We start from the raw sequence: 15601 nt of genomic DNA, 5'->3' as shown, positions 1-15601 counted from the left end.
CCGGGGCTGACGTCCCGGCGCGACCGCCCACTCAGAACCCGGTGCTGTAGCGCAGCGCCGCCTGGCGCGCGCCCTCGCCACCGACGCGCTGGTCGTAGCCCAGGCTCAGGCGGCCATTGCGGCCCCACCACGACTCCAGCGCCACGCCGAACAGCGCACTGCCGCGCGGCGCGTTCCATCCCGCCAGGGGTGCCCAGGCATCGACACCAACGAAGCTGGCCTGCCAGCCCGCATCGGCACCGTCGAGCCGTTGCTGCCACTCGGCATGCCCGCGCAGTGTCCAGCGCCCCCAACCGCGTTCGCCGCGGATACCGGCCAGCATCTGGCTGCGCTGCACGCGGTTGGCATCGCCACGCAGGCCGAAGCCGAAACCACCCAGCTCGTTGAAGGCGTCGGTATCCACGCGCGTGGTGCTGGCACCCAGATACGGTGTCAACGACGCGCCCGCGCGGCCGAAACGATAGCCGCCTTCGACGCTGGCACTGCTGGAGCGTCCGCCATAACGTGCGGAAACACCGTAGGCACCGGCGCCCAGCAGCAACTGGCGATCCAGCGCACGGGTGAACTGGCCGCTGCCGACCTGCGCCAGCGCATAGCCCCGGCCCAGGTTCCAGCCGGCGTACAGCTGCGCCTGCGCCTGGCGATCACGCCCACGATCACCGCCGAAGCTGCTGCCACCATTGCTGCGGGTCTCGCCAAAGGCCACGCCCATCAACGCATTGCTGCCCAGCGGCAGGTCCTGACCGGCCATCCAACCGCGGCTGTCGGCGGCATTGCCGGCAAAACTGCCCTGCCCGGCCTCACCGAGCGCGCTCTGCCAGGCCCCGCGCAGCCGCGGCGCCGCCTGCACGCGATCGAAACGCTCGGCAATGGCACGGCGTGACATGTCGATGCTGTCGAAGGTGGCCGACTCGGCACGCGCATGCGCCTGCCCGGACAGGCTCTGCAGGCTGGCTGCCAGGCCCTCGCTGCCACCACCGGTCCACTGCAGCGCACCGGCCGCCGCGCCGAAGACCGAGCCCTGCAGGGCGGGACTGCCATCGAGTGCGTTGAACGCACCTTCCAGTCGTTGCGCCGCGGACTGCGCCGAGGCCGTGAGCCCGGTCGCCGCCGCAGTGACGCTGACCTGGGTCAGGTTCAACCAGGCATTGTTGCTGTCATAGCCATAGCTGCTCTGCAGTAGCGACAGGCCCTGCAGGCCGCTGGAGGTGGCCGGGCTGCTGAAGGTGCCGCTCAGGCCACCGGCCGCATGGACCAGATCCTGGCGGCTGCCGTTCTGCGGCACATAGCCGGAGACGAAGCCATGCACGCGCACGCCACCATTGATCGAGGCGGTGCCGGTCACCTGCAGCGCATTGGCACCGAGCGCGATCATCAGCTGGCCACCAGCCTGCTGCGTGTAGTTGCCCTCGATGGTGCCGGTGGTGCTGCCCGTGGTCAGGAACACGCTGCTGCCGTTGACCACGTTGCCGATCACGCGGGGCGTACCGCCATTGAACTGCAGGCCGGTCGAATCCGGATCGGGCTGGCCGAGGATGGTCACGTTGGAACGGATGACACCGCCGTTCTGCAGCGACAGGATGCCGCGCTCGATGCGAGTGGCGCCGCTGTAGCTGTTGTTGCCCGCGAGCACCAGGGTGCCCCCGCCCTGCTTGACCAGTCCGCCGCTGCCGACAATGTCGTTGCTCCACAGCGAGCCACTCGATGGCGCATCGACATTGGCCACCACATCGCCCCAGTCGAAGCGGCCCGGGCCCTTGATCGCCCGCGAGATGTCGAGCAGGCCGTAGCCGAACACCGCATCCACGCCGGGCGCGCCGATGTCCTTGGCGGTGCCCAGCAGGGTCTGCCGCACCAGGTTGTTGTCGAAGTACGGGTAGCGCTGCCAGACCAGCGCAGCGGCACCAGAGATCAACGGGGCGGCGAAGGACGTCCCGTAGTTCCAGTAGTAGGTGCTGCCATTGGCATCGGGATAGACGGCGCTGCCCGGCGCCGCCAGGCAGTAGCGCGCTGCCTGGCCGCAGGCATTGGCATAGCTGGCCAGGGTGCCCGGTGCATAGGGATCCACCGCGGTCGCCACCAGCCAGCCGCGCTCCAGGTCGGCTGCCGGCAACGAGCCGGCAACGCCCTGCTGGCTGGGCAGGGCGGCCAGGCTGCTCGGCTCGGTGCGCGCATCGTTGCCGGCCGCGAACACCACCAGGCCGCCATGGTTGATGACGAACGGACGGTACTCGGCCGCCACCTGCGCGGTGGTCGGCAGGTCGGTCCAGTACAGGCCACCCCACGAGTTGTTCATCACCTTCACGTTGTAGCTGATCAGGTCCTGGTGGACCTGCGCCACGCCCAGCGGTCCACTGAAGGAATTGCCCTTGCCGCTGCCGTCATCGACAGGCGGCTTGTCGGCGATGATCCGCGCCGAGACGATCTGCGCACCGGGGGCGATGCCACCCGGCCAGGATCCCACCGACGCGCCGGCAGCCAGGCTGGCGACCGCCGTGCCGTGGCCCACCACGTCGTCCACCAGCAGGTTGTTGCGCGCCGGATCGATGTAGTTGAGGTTGGCGATCACGCGCCCGTTCAGCGCCGCGGCGTTGCGCTGCACACCCGAGTCGACGATGCCGATGCGCACGCCCTGCCCGGTCAGACCGGCGGCCTGTGCGGCACGCGCATTGGTCACTGACAGGTGCGCGTCGAAGGCCGGCTCCTGCGGCTTGGCCGGCGGCGGTGTCGTCGGAGGGGGCGTGGTCGGGGGTGTCGGGGTGGTCGGGGGGGGATCGATGCGGACATTGCCGCCGCCTCCGCCACCGCCACATGCCGTCATTGCCATCGCCAGCGCCGTTGCCAGCGCGGACCTCACCATCATCGTGCGTTCCATCGATTCCTTCCCATGAACGTTGGCCTGCCTACATCCCGGCAGGCGTGCGGTGCCGCCCAGCGGCGGCCCTCCCCGACCCTCTATACTTGGGCCGACCCCCACGCAGTCTGCCGGGAAACCGGGGCGCTTCCAACGTCCGCGGTCTCCTTTCCGAACATTGCTTACGCATCAACGAGATTGCCATGTCCAACATCGTCATCGCCGCCGCCAAGCGCACCGCCATCGGCTCCTTCCTCGGCCAGTTCAACGGCGTGCCGACCCCCACCCTCGGCGCGGCCGCCATCGCTGCCGCCCTGGAACAGTCGGGCGTACCGGCCAGCGACGTCTCCGAGGTCCTCATGGGCTGCGTGCTGCCGGCCAACCTCGGCCAGGCGCCCGCCCGCCAGGCGGCGATCGCCGCCGGCATTCCGGTGTCGACCGGTGCCACCACCCTCAACAAGGTGTGCGGCTCGGGCATGAAGACCATCATGCTCGGCCATGACCTGATCAAGGCCGGTTCGGCCAGCATCGTGGTCGCCGGTGGCATGGAATCGATGTCCAACGCCCCGCACCTGCTGCCGAACTCGCGTACCGGCAACCGCTTCGGCAACTTCCAGGCGGTCGACCACATGGCCCACGACGGCCTGGTCAACGCCTACGACGGCAAGGCCATGGGTGAATTCGCCGAATGCGCCGTGGACAAGTACCAGTTCAGCCGCGAGGAGCAGGACGCCTACGCGATCGAATCGGTCAAGCGCGCGCAGGCCGCACAGGCCAACGGTGCGTTCGCCGACGAGATCGTCGCGGTGAAGGTGGCCACCCGCAAGGGTGACGTCGAGGTCGCCACCGACGAACAGCCGGGGCGCTCGGACATCGCCAAGATCCCGACCCTGCGCCCGGCCTTCAAGAAGGACGGCAGCGTCACCGCAGCCAGTTCCTCCAGCATCTCCGACGGCGCTGCCGCGGTGGTCCTGCTGACCGAGGAAGACGCGGCCGCACGTGGCATCACCCCGCTGGCCCGCATCGTCGGTCACGCCACCCATTCGCAGGAACCGGAGTGGTTCACCACCGCCCCGATCGGCGCGATCCACACGCTGCTGGCCAAGACCGGCTGGTCGCTGGACCAGATCGACCTGTTCGAAATCAACGAAGCCTTTGCCGTGGTGGCAATGGCGCCGATGCGTGAGCTGGGCATCCCGCACGACAAGCTCAACGTGAATGGCGGTGCCTGCGCGCTGGGTCATCCCATCGGTGCCTCCGGTGCACGTCTGGTGGTGACCCTGGTCAACGCCCTGCGCACGCGCGGTGGCAAGCGCGGCATTGCCACCCTGTGCATCGGTGGCGGCGAAGCAACGGCAATCGCCATCGAATTGATTTAAAAAGATTTAACGATGATTTCGCAAAAATGAATGCGGGATCGCTTGACACCCAATCTTGGCTTGTCATCATGTTGTCGGCGCGCAGCATGCGCGTTGCCTAATTCTAACGACGAGGATTTACACAATGAGCATCAACAAGCTGCTGGTCGCGATGTCCCTGGCTCTGGCCCTGGCCGCCTGCTCGAAGCAGGAAGCTGCCCAGGACGCCGCTGCTTCGGCCAACGAAGCCGCCACCGAAGCCCAGGCTGCTGCCGACCAGGCCGCCGCTGCCGGCGCCCAGACCGCCGACGCTGCCCAGCAGGCTGCCAACACCGCCGCCACCGCTGCTGACGCTTCGGTCGACGCCGCTGCCCAGGCTGGCGCTGCTGCCACCGACGCTGCTGCCGGCGCTGCTGCCGACGCTGCCAAGGCTGCCGAAGGCACCGCCGAAAAGGCCAAGGACGCTGCTGAAGAAGCCAAGAAGTAATAACTTCTTTCTTCATGCTGTTCTGGAAAAGCCGCTGGTTCGCCAGCGGCTTTTTCTTTGCACCGATGCCACCGCACAGCGCAGGCATCGCGACCCCGTCTTCACAACGGCATGAATAGGCTGGCGTCCCCATCCATTGCAGTACCGGAGACCGCCATGAAGATTCGCCCGATCACCACCACCCTGCTGGCCGCCTCCCTGCTGCTGGCCCTGGCCGCCTGCAAGGGCCCGGAAGCCGAACAGGCCAAGCAGGACGCACAGCAGGCCGCTGACAGCGCCGGCGCAGCTGCCCGCGATGCCGTCGACAAGGCGGCAGAAGCCACCCGTGACGCCGCCGACAAGACCGCTGCAGCCTCCGAGCAGGCCGCCGCCGATACCCAGCAGGCGCTGGACAAGGCCGCCAGCGCCACCGCCAACGCCGCTGACAAGGCCAAGGACGCCGCAACCGACGCCGCTGCACACGCCAGCGACGCCACCGCCAACGCCGCGCAGAAGGTGGCCGACAAGGCCCGCGACGTCGCCAATGACGCGAAGGCGAACGCTGCCAAGGAAGAAGCCAAGCACTAAGCCCTACCGGCAGCCGGGCATCGGCTCGGCGCCACAGGAAAAGCCGCGGCACTGCCGCGGCTTTTCTGTTTTTCGCTCTCTGCTCTTTCTGTTGATTCCGTGGTGGACGCGTACGGAAAGTGTCCAAGGACGCGCGGGTAGGTTGCGCAGGGGCGTGAGCCGCATGGATGCGGCGACCGAGCTTGCATGGACGTACTTGCAGCGCCCCCTGCGCAACCCACCCGCGCGGCCCGCTCACGACGCAGACTCCGCGCCGCCCACCACGAGGGGCTCCGCCGTTGGCCACCTCCTACGGCAGCGCGCGCACCAGCATCGCCGACAGATCCACGCCCGCCGGCAGCGTCCCGAACACCAGCCCATGCTCCCCTTGCAGCCGGCTGCGCACGAACGCCTCCGCCATCGGACTCCGCGCACGCAACAGCAGCGCGGCCTGCAACAACAGCGCAGTGCGCTCGCAGAACAGCCGCGCCTGCGACTCATCCGGTGGTGGCGCCGCTGCCCAACGCCGCAAAGCCGCTGCGTAGCGCGCATCACGATCAGCCACCGCCGCCAACTCAGCGCGCAGCGCCGCCAGCGCCTCCGGTTCGCGCGCCAGCGCGCGCAGCACGTCCAGGCACTGGATGTTGCCGCTTCCTTCCCAGATCGAATTCAATGGTGCCTGCCGGTACAGCCGCGGCAGCATCGATTCCTCCACATAGCCCGCACCGCCCAGGCATTCCTGTGCTTCATTGACGAAGGCCGGCGCCCGCTTGCACAGCCAGTACTTGCCCAGCGCCGTCCCCACACGCGCCAACGCGGCTTCGTTGGCATCCACGCCGGCCCGGTCCACCGCACGCGCGATGCGCATCGACAGCACCGTGGCCGCTTCCGACTCCAGTGCCAGGTCGGCCAGCACATTGGTCATCAACGGGTGCTCGACCAGCAGCTTGCCGAACGTGCGGCGATGCCGCGCGTGATGCAGTGCCTGCGCCAGCGCCATGCGCATTTCCGCCGCCGCGCCCAGCATGCAGTCCAGGCGGGTCATCATCACCATGCCGATGATGGTGGCCACGCCGCGTCCTTCCTCGCCCACGCGCCACGCCTGCGCCCCGCAGAACTCGACTTCGCTGGAGGCATTGGCCCAATCGCCAAGCTTGTCCTTCAAGCGCATCAACCGGAAGGCGTTGCGGTCACCGTCGGCCAACCGGCGCGGCATCAGCAGGCAGGTCAGTCCTCCCGGCGCCTGCGCCAGCACCAGGAAGCCATCGCACATCGGTGCGGAAAAGAACCACTTGTGACCGACCAGGCGATAGCGCTCGCCATCGATCGGTTCGGCACGCGTGCTGTTGGCGCGCACATCCGAGCCTCCCTGCTTTTCGGTCATGCCCATGCCCAACGTGATGCCGGCCTTGTCCGCCACCGGTACATCGCGCGGGTCGTAGACCGGCGCTGCGGCCTTGCGTGCCCACTCGGCCAGGTGCGGCTGCGTGTGCAGCACCGCTACTGCCGCATGGGTCATCGTCAACGGGCAACTGGTGCCGGCCTCGGCCTGGTGGTGCAGGTAGCTCAACACCGCACGCGCGACATGCGCGCCGGGTTGCGGCTCGTGCCAGGACAACCCGGCGACACCGTGCGATTTCGCCGTGCCCATCAACTGGTGATAGGCCGGATGGAACTCCACCGTATCGATGCGATGGCCCTGCGCATCATGCGTGCGCAGGCGCGGCCGATCGCGGTTGGCATCGAAGCCGAGCCGGTACAGCTCGTCACCCGCCAGCGCGCCATAGAGCGCCAGCCGCGGCGCGAAGCTGCCAGCACCTTCGCGCTGCACCGCCTCCATCAGCGCCACGTCATCGGTCCACAACTGGCGCCCCGCGAATGGCGGCGGCTGGTTAAGCACCACGTGGGTCTCGAAGGGGGCATTCATCGCATTGCCTGCTGCGGTCATCGGCGCATCCTGCACGAAGAGGTGATGACCGATTCTGCCGCAGACCGCGACGAGGCCGTGTTCAGCCGCCGCGGGCCAATGCCACCGGCATCAGGCTGAAATCAACGCCGGTACTGGCCGTCACCGGCAGTTCCTGCAGCATCTGCGCTGCACATCGGCGGATATAGCCGTGATGCTCATCGGCGGCATGGCTGATCAGGCTGCCGACATGGAACTCGAACACATCCTCCAGTACGTCGGGCTGGTCCTCGTGCAGCATCCGCAGCAGACCGCGCAGCTTGCAGATTTCCGATTCCAGCTCCTCGACCGCGAACAACATGGCGTCCTCCTCTTCAACATCAGCGGCTCATCCGGGCCGCAGCAGGCGGCGACGGCAGGGCCGCCCGGGGCCATGCGCGATGTTGATCACGGAAAGGAAAACGGGCGACGCGGCTGTCGCGTGCTCCCCTCTTCTCGCATATCCGCAGTGAGGCAACCGTTAATTCACGTGACGGCGTGCTTCACGCCGTTGCCGCAGCCACGTGCGCGCGCGGCGGTTCGGCCGCAGTGGCCAGCGCATCGATGAAAGCCGGATCCAGCGCAAGCGAACCGAACCAGCCATGCTGGGTACCGCTGAGCACGCGCAGCATGTGGCCACGCCCACCCGGCAGGCGCCCCATCGGGCCGAGCAGCACGTCGCGCGCCTTCGCCCAGGCATCGCGGTCGGACTGGAACAGCGGCGTCAGCCAACGGCTCCAGCGCTGATAGACCGCAACGTGTGCCCTGCGCTGCGCCTGGTAGGCCTGCAATGCAGCGGCACCACCGCCCTGCGCGCGCACGGCATCGCGCAGTGCCAGCGCATCGAGCAGCGCCATGTTCACGCCCTGCCCCAGCTGCGGGCTCATCGCATGTGCGGCATCGCCGGCCAGCACCATGCGGCCGCAATGCCAGCGCGTCATCACAGCGTCACGGTAGACCGCGCGCGCCAGCTGGCCGGCATCATGCAGATGCGCGAAGCGTGCACTGGCCTGCGGCCACAGCGCGTGCAGTTCGTCCAGCCAGGGCGTCATGCCATCGGCCTGCCATCGTTCGAAGTCGGCGCGTGGCAGGCTCCAGAAGAAACTCAGGCGCGGTGTGTCGTCACCGGGCCGCGTACCGACCGGCAACAGCCCGATCATCTTGCGCGCGGCCACGTAGCGCTGCCGCAGCTCCTGCAGGTGCGGCCAGTCCTCGGCCGGCAACAGGCACCACAGCGCGCCCCAGGGATACACGCGGTCCAGCCCGGTACCGCCTTCGATCGAGCCGCGCAGCGTCGAAGCCGCACCATCGGCGGCCACCACCAGGTCGAACGGCCCATGCATGCGGCCCTCACTGTCACGCAGGCGGCCCTGCTCTGCATCCACTGCAGCAATGGTGACGCCGGCATGCAGCTGGCCCGCACCCGCACGCGCCTCGTCCAGCAGCGAGAACAGCGCCCCACGCTGCATGCCGAGGCCGTGCAGGCGCGCATCCAGACCGTCATAGCGCATGTCCATCACCGTGCGTTCGCACGGCGTATCGCCATACAGACGGTGCACCGGCGCCGCATGCGCGCGCACGGCATCAAGCAGGCCCATCTGCCACAGCACCTGCAGGCCGCTGGGCTGCAGCAGGAAGCCGGCGCCAACCGGCCCCGGCGTGGGCACGCGTTCGAATATCTCCACCTCGTGGCCATCACGGGAGAGCAGGATGGACAATGCCTGTCCAGCAGTGCCGTAGCCGATCACGGCGATGCGCAGTCGTTCCTTCATGGGCGCATTGTGCCCGAGGTGGGTTGCGAATGGAGAAGGGAGGCCACGCACGGCATCCACGCATGGCGTGGATCTACTGCGCAAAAAAAACCCCGCCGAAGCGGGGTTTTCAACGCACTGTCGAGTGGATCACTCGGCCGGCGTGATGTTCGAAGCCTGGGCACCCTTCGGGCCCTGGGTCACGTCATAGGTGACACGCTGGCCTTCCTGCAGGCTGCGGAAGCCCTTGGAGTTGATGGCGGAGAAGTGCGCGAACACGTCGGCGCTGCCATCCTCCGGCGAGATGAAGCCAAATCCCTTGGCGTCGTTGAACCACTTGACGGTACCGTTCGGCATGGTGATGCGAGACCTTATGCAATGAATGGGTGGTGTACGCTGAACCCGCGCACAAGCTGAGTATGCAAAGCTTGCTCGGGGAAGACAATCACCCCCGCGCCAATTCGCCCACCAGTTCCGGAAGTCCGTTGCTTGCCGCCTGCACATTGGCCAGTACTTCGGCCATCGTAATCTCCTCGCCATCACCGCACCCGGCGGCCCAGTTGGCGATGATCGCCAGGCAGGCGTAATCCAGCCCCAGCTCGCGTGCCAGCGCAGCCTCCGGCATGCCGGTCATGCCCACCAGGTCGCAGCCGTCACGGCGCATGCGGGCGATTTCGGCGATGGTCTCCAGGCGCGGGCCCTGCGTTGCGCCGTAGCAGCCACCGTCATGGACCGCGACACCGGTCACTTTGGCTGCCGCCAGGATCTTGCTGCGCAGCATCGGCGTGTACGGATGGCCGAAATCGACGTGGACCACGTCGGTGCCCTCTTCTTCACAGATCGTGCTGATGCGGCCCCAGGTGTAGTCGATGATCTGGTCCGGGCAGGCCAGTACGCGCGGGCCGAAGTCTTCGGTGATGCCACCCACCGTGTTCAATGCCAGCACCCGCTGCGCGCCCAACTGCTGCAGCGCGGCCAGGTTGGCGCGGTAGTTGATCTTGTGCGGCGGCAGTGAATGCCCCTCGCCATGCCGCGCCAGGAACGCCACGCGATGGCCGAGCAGCGTGCCCACGCGCACCGGGCCGGACGGGCGGCCGAAGCGGGTGTCGACCTCGTGGGTCTGCACGTCGTCAAGCTTGGCCAGGTTGTAGACACCGGTACCGCCGATCACGGCCAGGGCGATCTGTTGCATTCGAAGCACTCCATGAAAAGACGAACGCCGGCACCCGAGGATGCCGGCGATGGAAAAAGACGCTCTGTGGGCGGCTGCGCCGTTATTCCTTCATTGCGTAGATGGCCGGCACGCAGCGCAGGGTCTCGTTGACGTCCATGCCGAAGCCGAACACGTAGCGGTCCGGCAGCTCGATGCCGGCGTAGTCGGCGGTCACGTCCGGCAGTGCGCGGTCGTGCTTCTTCACGGTCATCGCGGCGATGCGCACGTCGGTCGCGCCCTGTTCCAGGCACCAGGTGCGCACGCCCTGCAGGGTGTAGCCCTCGTCGAGGATGTCGTCGATCAGCAGCACGCGGCGGCCGAACAGCGAGGTGGCCGGCTTGTGCTTCCAGACCAGGTCACCGCCGGTGGTTTCACCGCGGTAGCGGGTCGCGTGCAGGTAATCGAACTGCACGTCCTGGCCGCGCGCGCCCAGTTCCAGCGCCAGCTGGCCAGCGAACGGCAGCGCACCATGCATGATCGACAGGAACAGCGGCACCTCGCCCTTGTAATCGCGCGCGATGGCGTCGGCGATACCTGCGATGGCCTTGTCGATGGTGGGGCGGTCGACCAGCAGGTCAGCCTGGGCCAGGGCCTGGGAAATGGTGAGGTTGGGCATCAGACGGTTCTTCCAAGGGTTTCAAGCAGACGGGATTGGGTGTCGCCATGGCGGGCATCGGCCAGCAGGCCGTCCCAGCCGAGCGCGCCGCGGCCCAGCAGGCCGAGCAGCGCAGCAGTATTGAGGGAGCGTCCCTGCACCGCGTGCAGGGCTTCATCGACCAGTTCCGGGTGGCAGACCAGCACCACGTCGCAGCCGGCATCCAGGTGCGCGTGCACGCGTGCCGGCACGCCACCGGCGCTGTGCGAGGCGGCCATGCCGATGTCATCGGAGAACACCACGCCGCGGAAGCCGAGCTCGCCGCGCAGGATGTCCTGGATCCAGCGCGGCGAGTAGCCGGCAGGCTCCGGTGCCACCTGCGGATAGATCACGTGCGCCATCATCACCGCATCGGCACCGGCGGCGATGCCGGCCTGGAACGGCACCAGGTCCTGCGTACGCAGTTCGTCCAGCGCGCGCGGGTCGATCGCGGTATCGACGTGGGTGTCTTCCAGCACGGTGCCGTGGCCGGGGAAATGCTTGAGCGTGGCGGCCATGCCGACCGCATGCATGCCACGCACATAGGCGGCGGTGAACGCCGCCACCACCTGCGGGTCTTCACTGAAGGCACGGTTGCCGATGGCGCGGTTGCCACGGCCGAGGTCGACCACCGGCGCGAAACTCAGGTCGAGGCCGCTGGCACATACTTCACTGGCCATCAGCCAGGCATGCTGCTCGGCCAGGGCCAGCGCCTGCTGCGGGTCGGTGGCGTACAGCGCGCCGATGTCCTGCAGCGGCGGCAGCTCGCTGTAGCCCTCGCGGAAGCGCTGCACGCGACCGCCTTCCTGGTCCACGCAGATCAGCTGCGGGCGCGGGGCGGCGGCGCGGATCGCCGCGCTCAGATCGGTCACCTGCTGGCGCGAGGCGAAGTTGCGCTTGAACAGCACCACCCCGGCCACGGCATCGTGCTGCAGCCAGTCACGTTCCTGGGCGGTCAGTTCGGTGCCGGCAACGCCGATCAGCAGCATGGTCGATCTCCACAACGCGCGCCCGGATGGCGCAGTGCCGCATTGTCGCAGAACCGGCCGACAGGCGCAGTGGTCAAGGCAAAAGGGAGGTGTGGGGTCAGAGCCCCTGCGGGGATCTGACCCCAGGGTCGGATCCCCGCAGGGGCTCTGACCCCGATCTGCTCAGACCTTGCAGCCGTCCGGGCCGCAGGCCTCGTCACCGTCAGCCGGGGTGGCCGGGGCGCCCTGTTCGGCCGCGATCTGCTGCAGGGCCTGGGCGAACGCTTCCGGCGGCTGGGCCCCGGAAATGGCCCACTTCCCATCGATGACGAAGGTCGGCACCGAGGAAATACCCAGTGCATGGGCCTGCGCCAGCTTGGCTTCGACCTCGGCCAGGCCGCGGTCGGAGGCCAGCATCTGCGCGATTTCACCACCGTCCAGGCCGCCCGCCACACCGGCCTTCACCAGCACGGCGGTATCGGCCAGATTCTGGCCATGCTCGAAGTGGGCACGGAACAGTGCTTCGCCGACCGCATCCTGCACGTCATGCTGGCTGGCCAGCCACAACACCCGATGGGCCGGCAGCGTGGTCACCCGCACCTGGCCCTGGCTGAAATCCATCGGCAAGCCCTCGGCCCGCGCGGTGGTCTGGGTCTGGCCGAGGATCTGCTCGGTGCGCTCGACGCCACCGAACTTGCGCACATAGGCCTCGCGCAGCGGCACCGGGGTGTCGTCCGCGTCCGGGTCCAGCTGGAACGGCTGCCAGTGGATATCGAGTTCAGGCGCATTGGCGCCCAGCAACTGCACACCCTGCTGGAAGCGATGCTTGCCGATCCAGCACCAGGGGCAGACCACGTCGGAGTAGATGTCGATTCTCATCTCCACGACATGGGGCCCGCCTCCCTCGAAAAAAGGGGACGGAGGGGATTAAGTCGTCTCCAGCACAGCTGGGGTAAAGACGACTTAATCCCCTCCGTCCCCTTTTTGGGGTTTCACCACTGTGAATAGGGATGGCTGGCCAGCGCGACGTTGTAGTAGCGCGCGTCATCGGTGACTTCGGCACCCACCCAGTCCGGCAGGTCGATGGCCTGATCGGCGCTGTCCAGTTCGACTTCGGCCACGACCAGGCCGGCGTTGTCGCCGAGGAACTCGTCCACCTCCCAGGTCAGGCCTGCGTGTTCGACCAGATGGCGGCGCTTGTCGATCAGCCCCCCCACGCACAACGCCAGCAGCGCGCGCGCATCATCCACCGGGATCGGGTAGTCGAACTCCTGGCGGGTATGGCCGATGGTGCGCGACTTCAGGTTCAACGCCGCGTGGTCGCCTTCGATGCGCACGCGCACCGAGGCGTTCTGGGTGCCGCGGTCGAGCGCGCCCATGTCGTTGATGTAGCCCTGCGCCATCGGGATCACCCGGTGCGCGGCGGTGCGCCAGCCATCACTGCTGACGAGGAATTTGCGTTCGATTTCGATGCCCATCGCGCCATTATGCGCGATGGGCATGACAGCCGATCAGCGCTTCTCGAACACCGCGATGCTTTCCACGTGCGCGGTATGCGGAAACATGTCCATGGCACCGGCGCTGACCAGGGTAAAGCCCTGTTCGTTGACCAGGTAGCCGGCATCGCGCGCCAGCGAGCCCGGGTGGCAGCTGACGTAGACAATGCGCTTGAACTGCTTCAGCGGCAGCTGCTGCAGCACTTCGATCGCACCCGAGCGCGGCGGGTCCAGCAGCAGCTTGTCGAAGCCCTGGCGCATCCACGCGGTGCTGCGCTGGTCCTGGGTCAGGTCGGCGCTGAAGAACTGCGCGTTGGCCAGGCCGTTGCGCTCGGCGTTCTCACGCGCACGCGCCACCAGGCCGGCATCGCCTTCCACACCGACCACCTCGCGCACGCGGCGGGCCAGCGGCAGGGTGAAGTTGCCCAGGCCGCAGAACAGGTCCAGCACGCGCTCGTCCTCGCCCGGTTCCAGCAGGTCCAGGGCGTGGGCGATCATCTTCTCGTTGAGCTTGGCATTGACCTGGATGAAGTCCAGCGGGCGGAACGCCAGTTCGACATCCCACGGCGCCAGACGGAACGACAGCGGCACGCCCTGCCCGTCCAGCGGCTGCACGGTGTCCACGCCGCCGGACTGCAGGTAGATCACGAAGCCATGCTGCTGGCCGAAGGCCGCCCAGGCCACGCGGTCGGCATCGCTGAGCGGCTGCAGGTGGCGCACGGTCAGGACCACGGCCTGGTCGCCAGCGATGAATTCGATCTGCGGGATGTCACGCTTGCCATCGAGCGATTCGATGAAGGTGGACAGCGCCTCGACCTTGGTGCCGATCTCGGGGATCACGGTCAGGCACTGGCTGAGGTCGGCGACGAAGCGCGGATCCTGTTCACGGAAGCCGACCAGGGTCTTGTCCTTCTTTTCGACCCGACGCACCGAGAAGCGGCCCTTACGGCGGTAGCCCCAGCTCTCACCGACCAGCGGCGCCAGCACGGTGCCCGGCTTCACATGGCCGATCCGCTCCAGGTTGTCCATCAGCACGCGCTGCTTGGCGACGATCTGCTGGTCCTCGTCCAGGTGCTGCAGCACGCAACCGGCGCAGGTACCGAAATGGGGGCACTTGGGGGTCACCCGCTGCGGCGAGGCCTGCAGCACCTCCACGGTGCGCGCCTCGTCGAAATGGCGGCTGCGGGCGGTCTGTTCAGCCATCACCACCTCGCCGGGCAGCGCGCCACTGACGAAGGTGACCTTGCCGCCCTCGCCTTCACGGCGGGCGACACCGCGACCATCATGGCTGAGGTCGAGGATCTCGGTCTGGAATGGGGTACGGTCGGTGCGGGAACGGGATCGGGCCACGTGGCAACAGGCTGCGGGCAAAAATGGGGGCGTATTGTCGCAGATCCTGACCGGCGGGGCCCGGACCCGCTTGCGCCCGTGGCCGCCGTGCTTGATGATTGGGACAGCTGACATGGAGGCAGCCCTGATGCAGATGACCCCGCGGGCCGCACGGCCCCGCTTCCTGCTTGTCGAGGACGACATCATCAGCCGCGGTTTTTTCAAGGCGGCGTTGGAAACGTTACCGGCGGATGTGGACACCGCAGATTCGCTGGCCAGCGCCCTGGCAAGTGCCGAACCCGGCGCGCACGACCTGTGGCTGATCGACGTCAACCTGCCGGATGGCAATGGCGCGCAGCTGCTGCGTGAGCTGCGCCGTTCACACCCCGACACGCCGGCGCTGGCACATACCGCCGACGGCGATACCTCCATCCACGCCCGCCTGCGCGAAGCCGGTTTCAGCGACACCCTGGTCAAGCCGCTGGGCCGCGACCAGCTGCTGAAGGCGGTGCGCCGTGCGCTGGTCAACAGCCCGGCGGGAATCTTCGTGGCACAGGCCCCGGCCGCGGTCGAGCTGGCCGTGCAGGACTGGGACGAGACCGCAGCCCTGGCCGCGCTCAATGGCCAGCGCAATCACCTGATCGCCCTGCGCGAGCTGTTCCTGGCCGAGTTGCCGGGCGTGCGTGATGCGGTGGAGCAGGCGGTGGACCAGCACGACGAGCGCCAGCTGCGCAGCCAGTTGCACCGGTTGCAGGCGAGCTGCGGCTTCGTGGGGGCGGCACGGTTGGGCCGGGCGGTGCGCCAGCTGCATCATGCGCCCGAGTCCGGGCAGGCCCAGGCGGGGTTCCGCGACGCGGTAGCTGCCCTGCTGCACTGAGGGGTGTTCGGCAGGGCTGCGCCCTGCACCTGCAGAGGCGTTCAAGCCAGAGCAACACCAAAGGCCAGAGCCAGAGCGGCTCTGGCTTTCTGCTTGTTGGGTGGGGCGGTGTGAATTGGCAGGACACGCCGTAAACCCGTCCC

The 15601-nt window shown here is 67.9% G+C and carries 15 protein-coding genes; 4 read left to right on the top strand and 11 right to left on the bottom strand.

Annotated elements, in window-relative coordinates:
* Window positions 1-31: 31 nt before the first annotated feature.
* The gene (locus BKE09_RS17655; RefSeq protein ID WP_075676978.1) at window positions 32-2875 is read right to left on the bottom strand and encodes an autotransporter serine protease; all 2844 of its coding nucleotides are present in this window, start codon (window positions 2873-2875) and stop codon (window positions 32-34) included.
* Window positions 2876-3057: 182 nt separating this feature from the next.
* On the opposite strand from BKE09_RS17655, the gene BKE09_RS17650 reads away from it, so the two are divergent.
* From BKE09_RS17650 to BKE09_RS17640, 3 genes are all read left to right on the top strand, one after another.
* Window positions 3058-4233 (top strand): thiolase family protein, encoded by a 1176-nt coding sequence (locus tag BKE09_RS17650; protein ID WP_075676976.1) that lies wholly within the window; start codon window positions 3058-3060, stop codon window positions 4231-4233.
* A 124-nt stretch (window positions 4234-4357) separates the two neighbouring features.
* Window positions 4358-4699 (top strand): hypothetical protein, encoded by a 342-nt coding sequence (locus BKE09_RS17645; protein WP_075676974.1) that lies wholly within the window; start codon window positions 4358-4360, stop codon window positions 4697-4699.
* A gap of 156 nt (window positions 4700-4855) precedes the next feature.
* Window positions 4856-5266, top strand: a complete 411-nt coding sequence (locus tag BKE09_RS17640) for a hypothetical protein (protein ID WP_075676972.1) — start codon at window positions 4856-4858, stop codon at window positions 5264-5266.
* Window positions 5267-5555: 289 nt separating this feature from the next.
* Here BKE09_RS17640 and BKE09_RS17635 read toward each other — a convergent pair whose 3' ends face one another.
* The 10 genes from BKE09_RS17635 to rlmD all read right to left on the bottom strand — a co-directional run bounded on the left by BKE09_RS17635 (window position 5556) and on the right by rlmD (window position 14602).
* Window positions 5556-7193 (bottom strand): acyl-CoA dehydrogenase family protein, encoded by a 1638-nt coding sequence (locus BKE09_RS17635; RefSeq protein ID WP_075676970.1) that lies wholly within the window; start codon window positions 7191-7193, stop codon window positions 5556-5558.
* 61 nt (window positions 7194-7254) lie between these two features.
* On the bottom strand, window positions 7255-7512 hold the full coding sequence (locus BKE09_RS17630; protein WP_075676968.1) for a hypothetical protein: 258 nt from the start codon (window positions 7510-7512) through the stop codon (window positions 7255-7257).
* 181 nt (window positions 7513-7693) lie between these two features.
* Window positions 7694-8962 (bottom strand): NAD(P)/FAD-dependent oxidoreductase, encoded by a 1269-nt coding sequence (locus tag BKE09_RS17625; protein ID WP_075676966.1) that lies wholly within the window; start codon window positions 8960-8962, stop codon window positions 7694-7696.
* 129 nt (window positions 8963-9091) lie between these two features.
* Window positions 9092-9298 carry a cold-shock protein gene (locus BKE09_RS17620; RefSeq protein ID WP_005410590.1) on the bottom strand — a complete coding sequence of 69 codons (207 nt, stop codon included), beginning with the start codon at window positions 9296-9298 and terminating at the stop codon, window positions 9092-9094.
* 88 nt (window positions 9299-9386) lie between these two features.
* On the bottom strand, window positions 9387-10133 hold the full coding sequence (locus tag BKE09_RS17615) for an S-methyl-5'-thioinosine phosphorylase (protein ID WP_075676964.1): 747 nt from the start codon (window positions 10131-10133) through the stop codon (window positions 9387-9389).
* An 82-nt stretch (window positions 10134-10215) separates the two neighbouring features.
* The gene (locus tag BKE09_RS17610; RefSeq protein ID WP_014038078.1) at window positions 10216-10770 is read right to left on the bottom strand and encodes a hypoxanthine-guanine phosphoribosyltransferase; all 555 of its coding nucleotides are present in this window, start codon (window positions 10768-10770) and stop codon (window positions 10216-10218) included.
* Window positions 10770-11777 carry a beta-N-acetylhexosaminidase gene (nagZ, locus tag BKE09_RS17605; protein WP_075676962.1) on the bottom strand — a complete coding sequence of 336 codons (1008 nt, stop codon included), beginning with the start codon at window positions 11775-11777 and terminating at the stop codon, window positions 10770-10772. The genes BKE09_RS17610 and nagZ overlap by 1 nt, the downstream gene beginning before the upstream one ends.
* A gap of 162 nt (window positions 11778-11939) precedes the next feature.
* A complete protein-coding gene (locus BKE09_RS17600) occupies window positions 11940-12635 on the bottom strand; it encodes a DsbA family oxidoreductase (protein WP_075676960.1) in 696 nt (231 codons plus the stop codon).
* Between the two features lie 113 nt (window positions 12636-12748).
* On the bottom strand, window positions 12749-13234 hold the full coding sequence (locus tag BKE09_RS17595) for a CYTH domain-containing protein (RefSeq protein ID WP_049447080.1): 486 nt from the start codon (window positions 13232-13234) through the stop codon (window positions 12749-12751).
* 33 nt (window positions 13235-13267) lie between these two features.
* On the bottom strand, window positions 13268-14602 hold the full coding sequence (gene rlmD / locus BKE09_RS17590; RefSeq protein WP_075676958.1) for a 23S rRNA (uracil(1939)-C(5))-methyltransferase RlmD: 1335 nt from the start codon (window positions 14600-14602) through the stop codon (window positions 13268-13270).
* Window positions 14603-14729: 127 nt separating this feature from the next.
* Here rlmD and BKE09_RS17585 point away from each other — a divergent pair, with 127 nt between their 5' ends.
* Window positions 14730-15458, top strand: coding sequence for a response regulator (locus BKE09_RS17585; protein ID WP_014038083.1), 729 nt, complete (start codon window positions 14730-14732; stop codon window positions 15456-15458).
* Window positions 15459-15601: the final 143 nt, after the last annotated feature.

This window comes from Stenotrophomonas sp. TD3, assembly GCF_001939825.1.
Taxonomy (GTDB): domain Bacteria; phylum Pseudomonadota; class Gammaproteobacteria; order Xanthomonadales; family Xanthomonadaceae; genus Stenotrophomonas.
The sequence above is the reverse complement of the archived record's forward strand: the minus strand, read 5'-3'. Positions and strand labels throughout refer to the sequence as shown.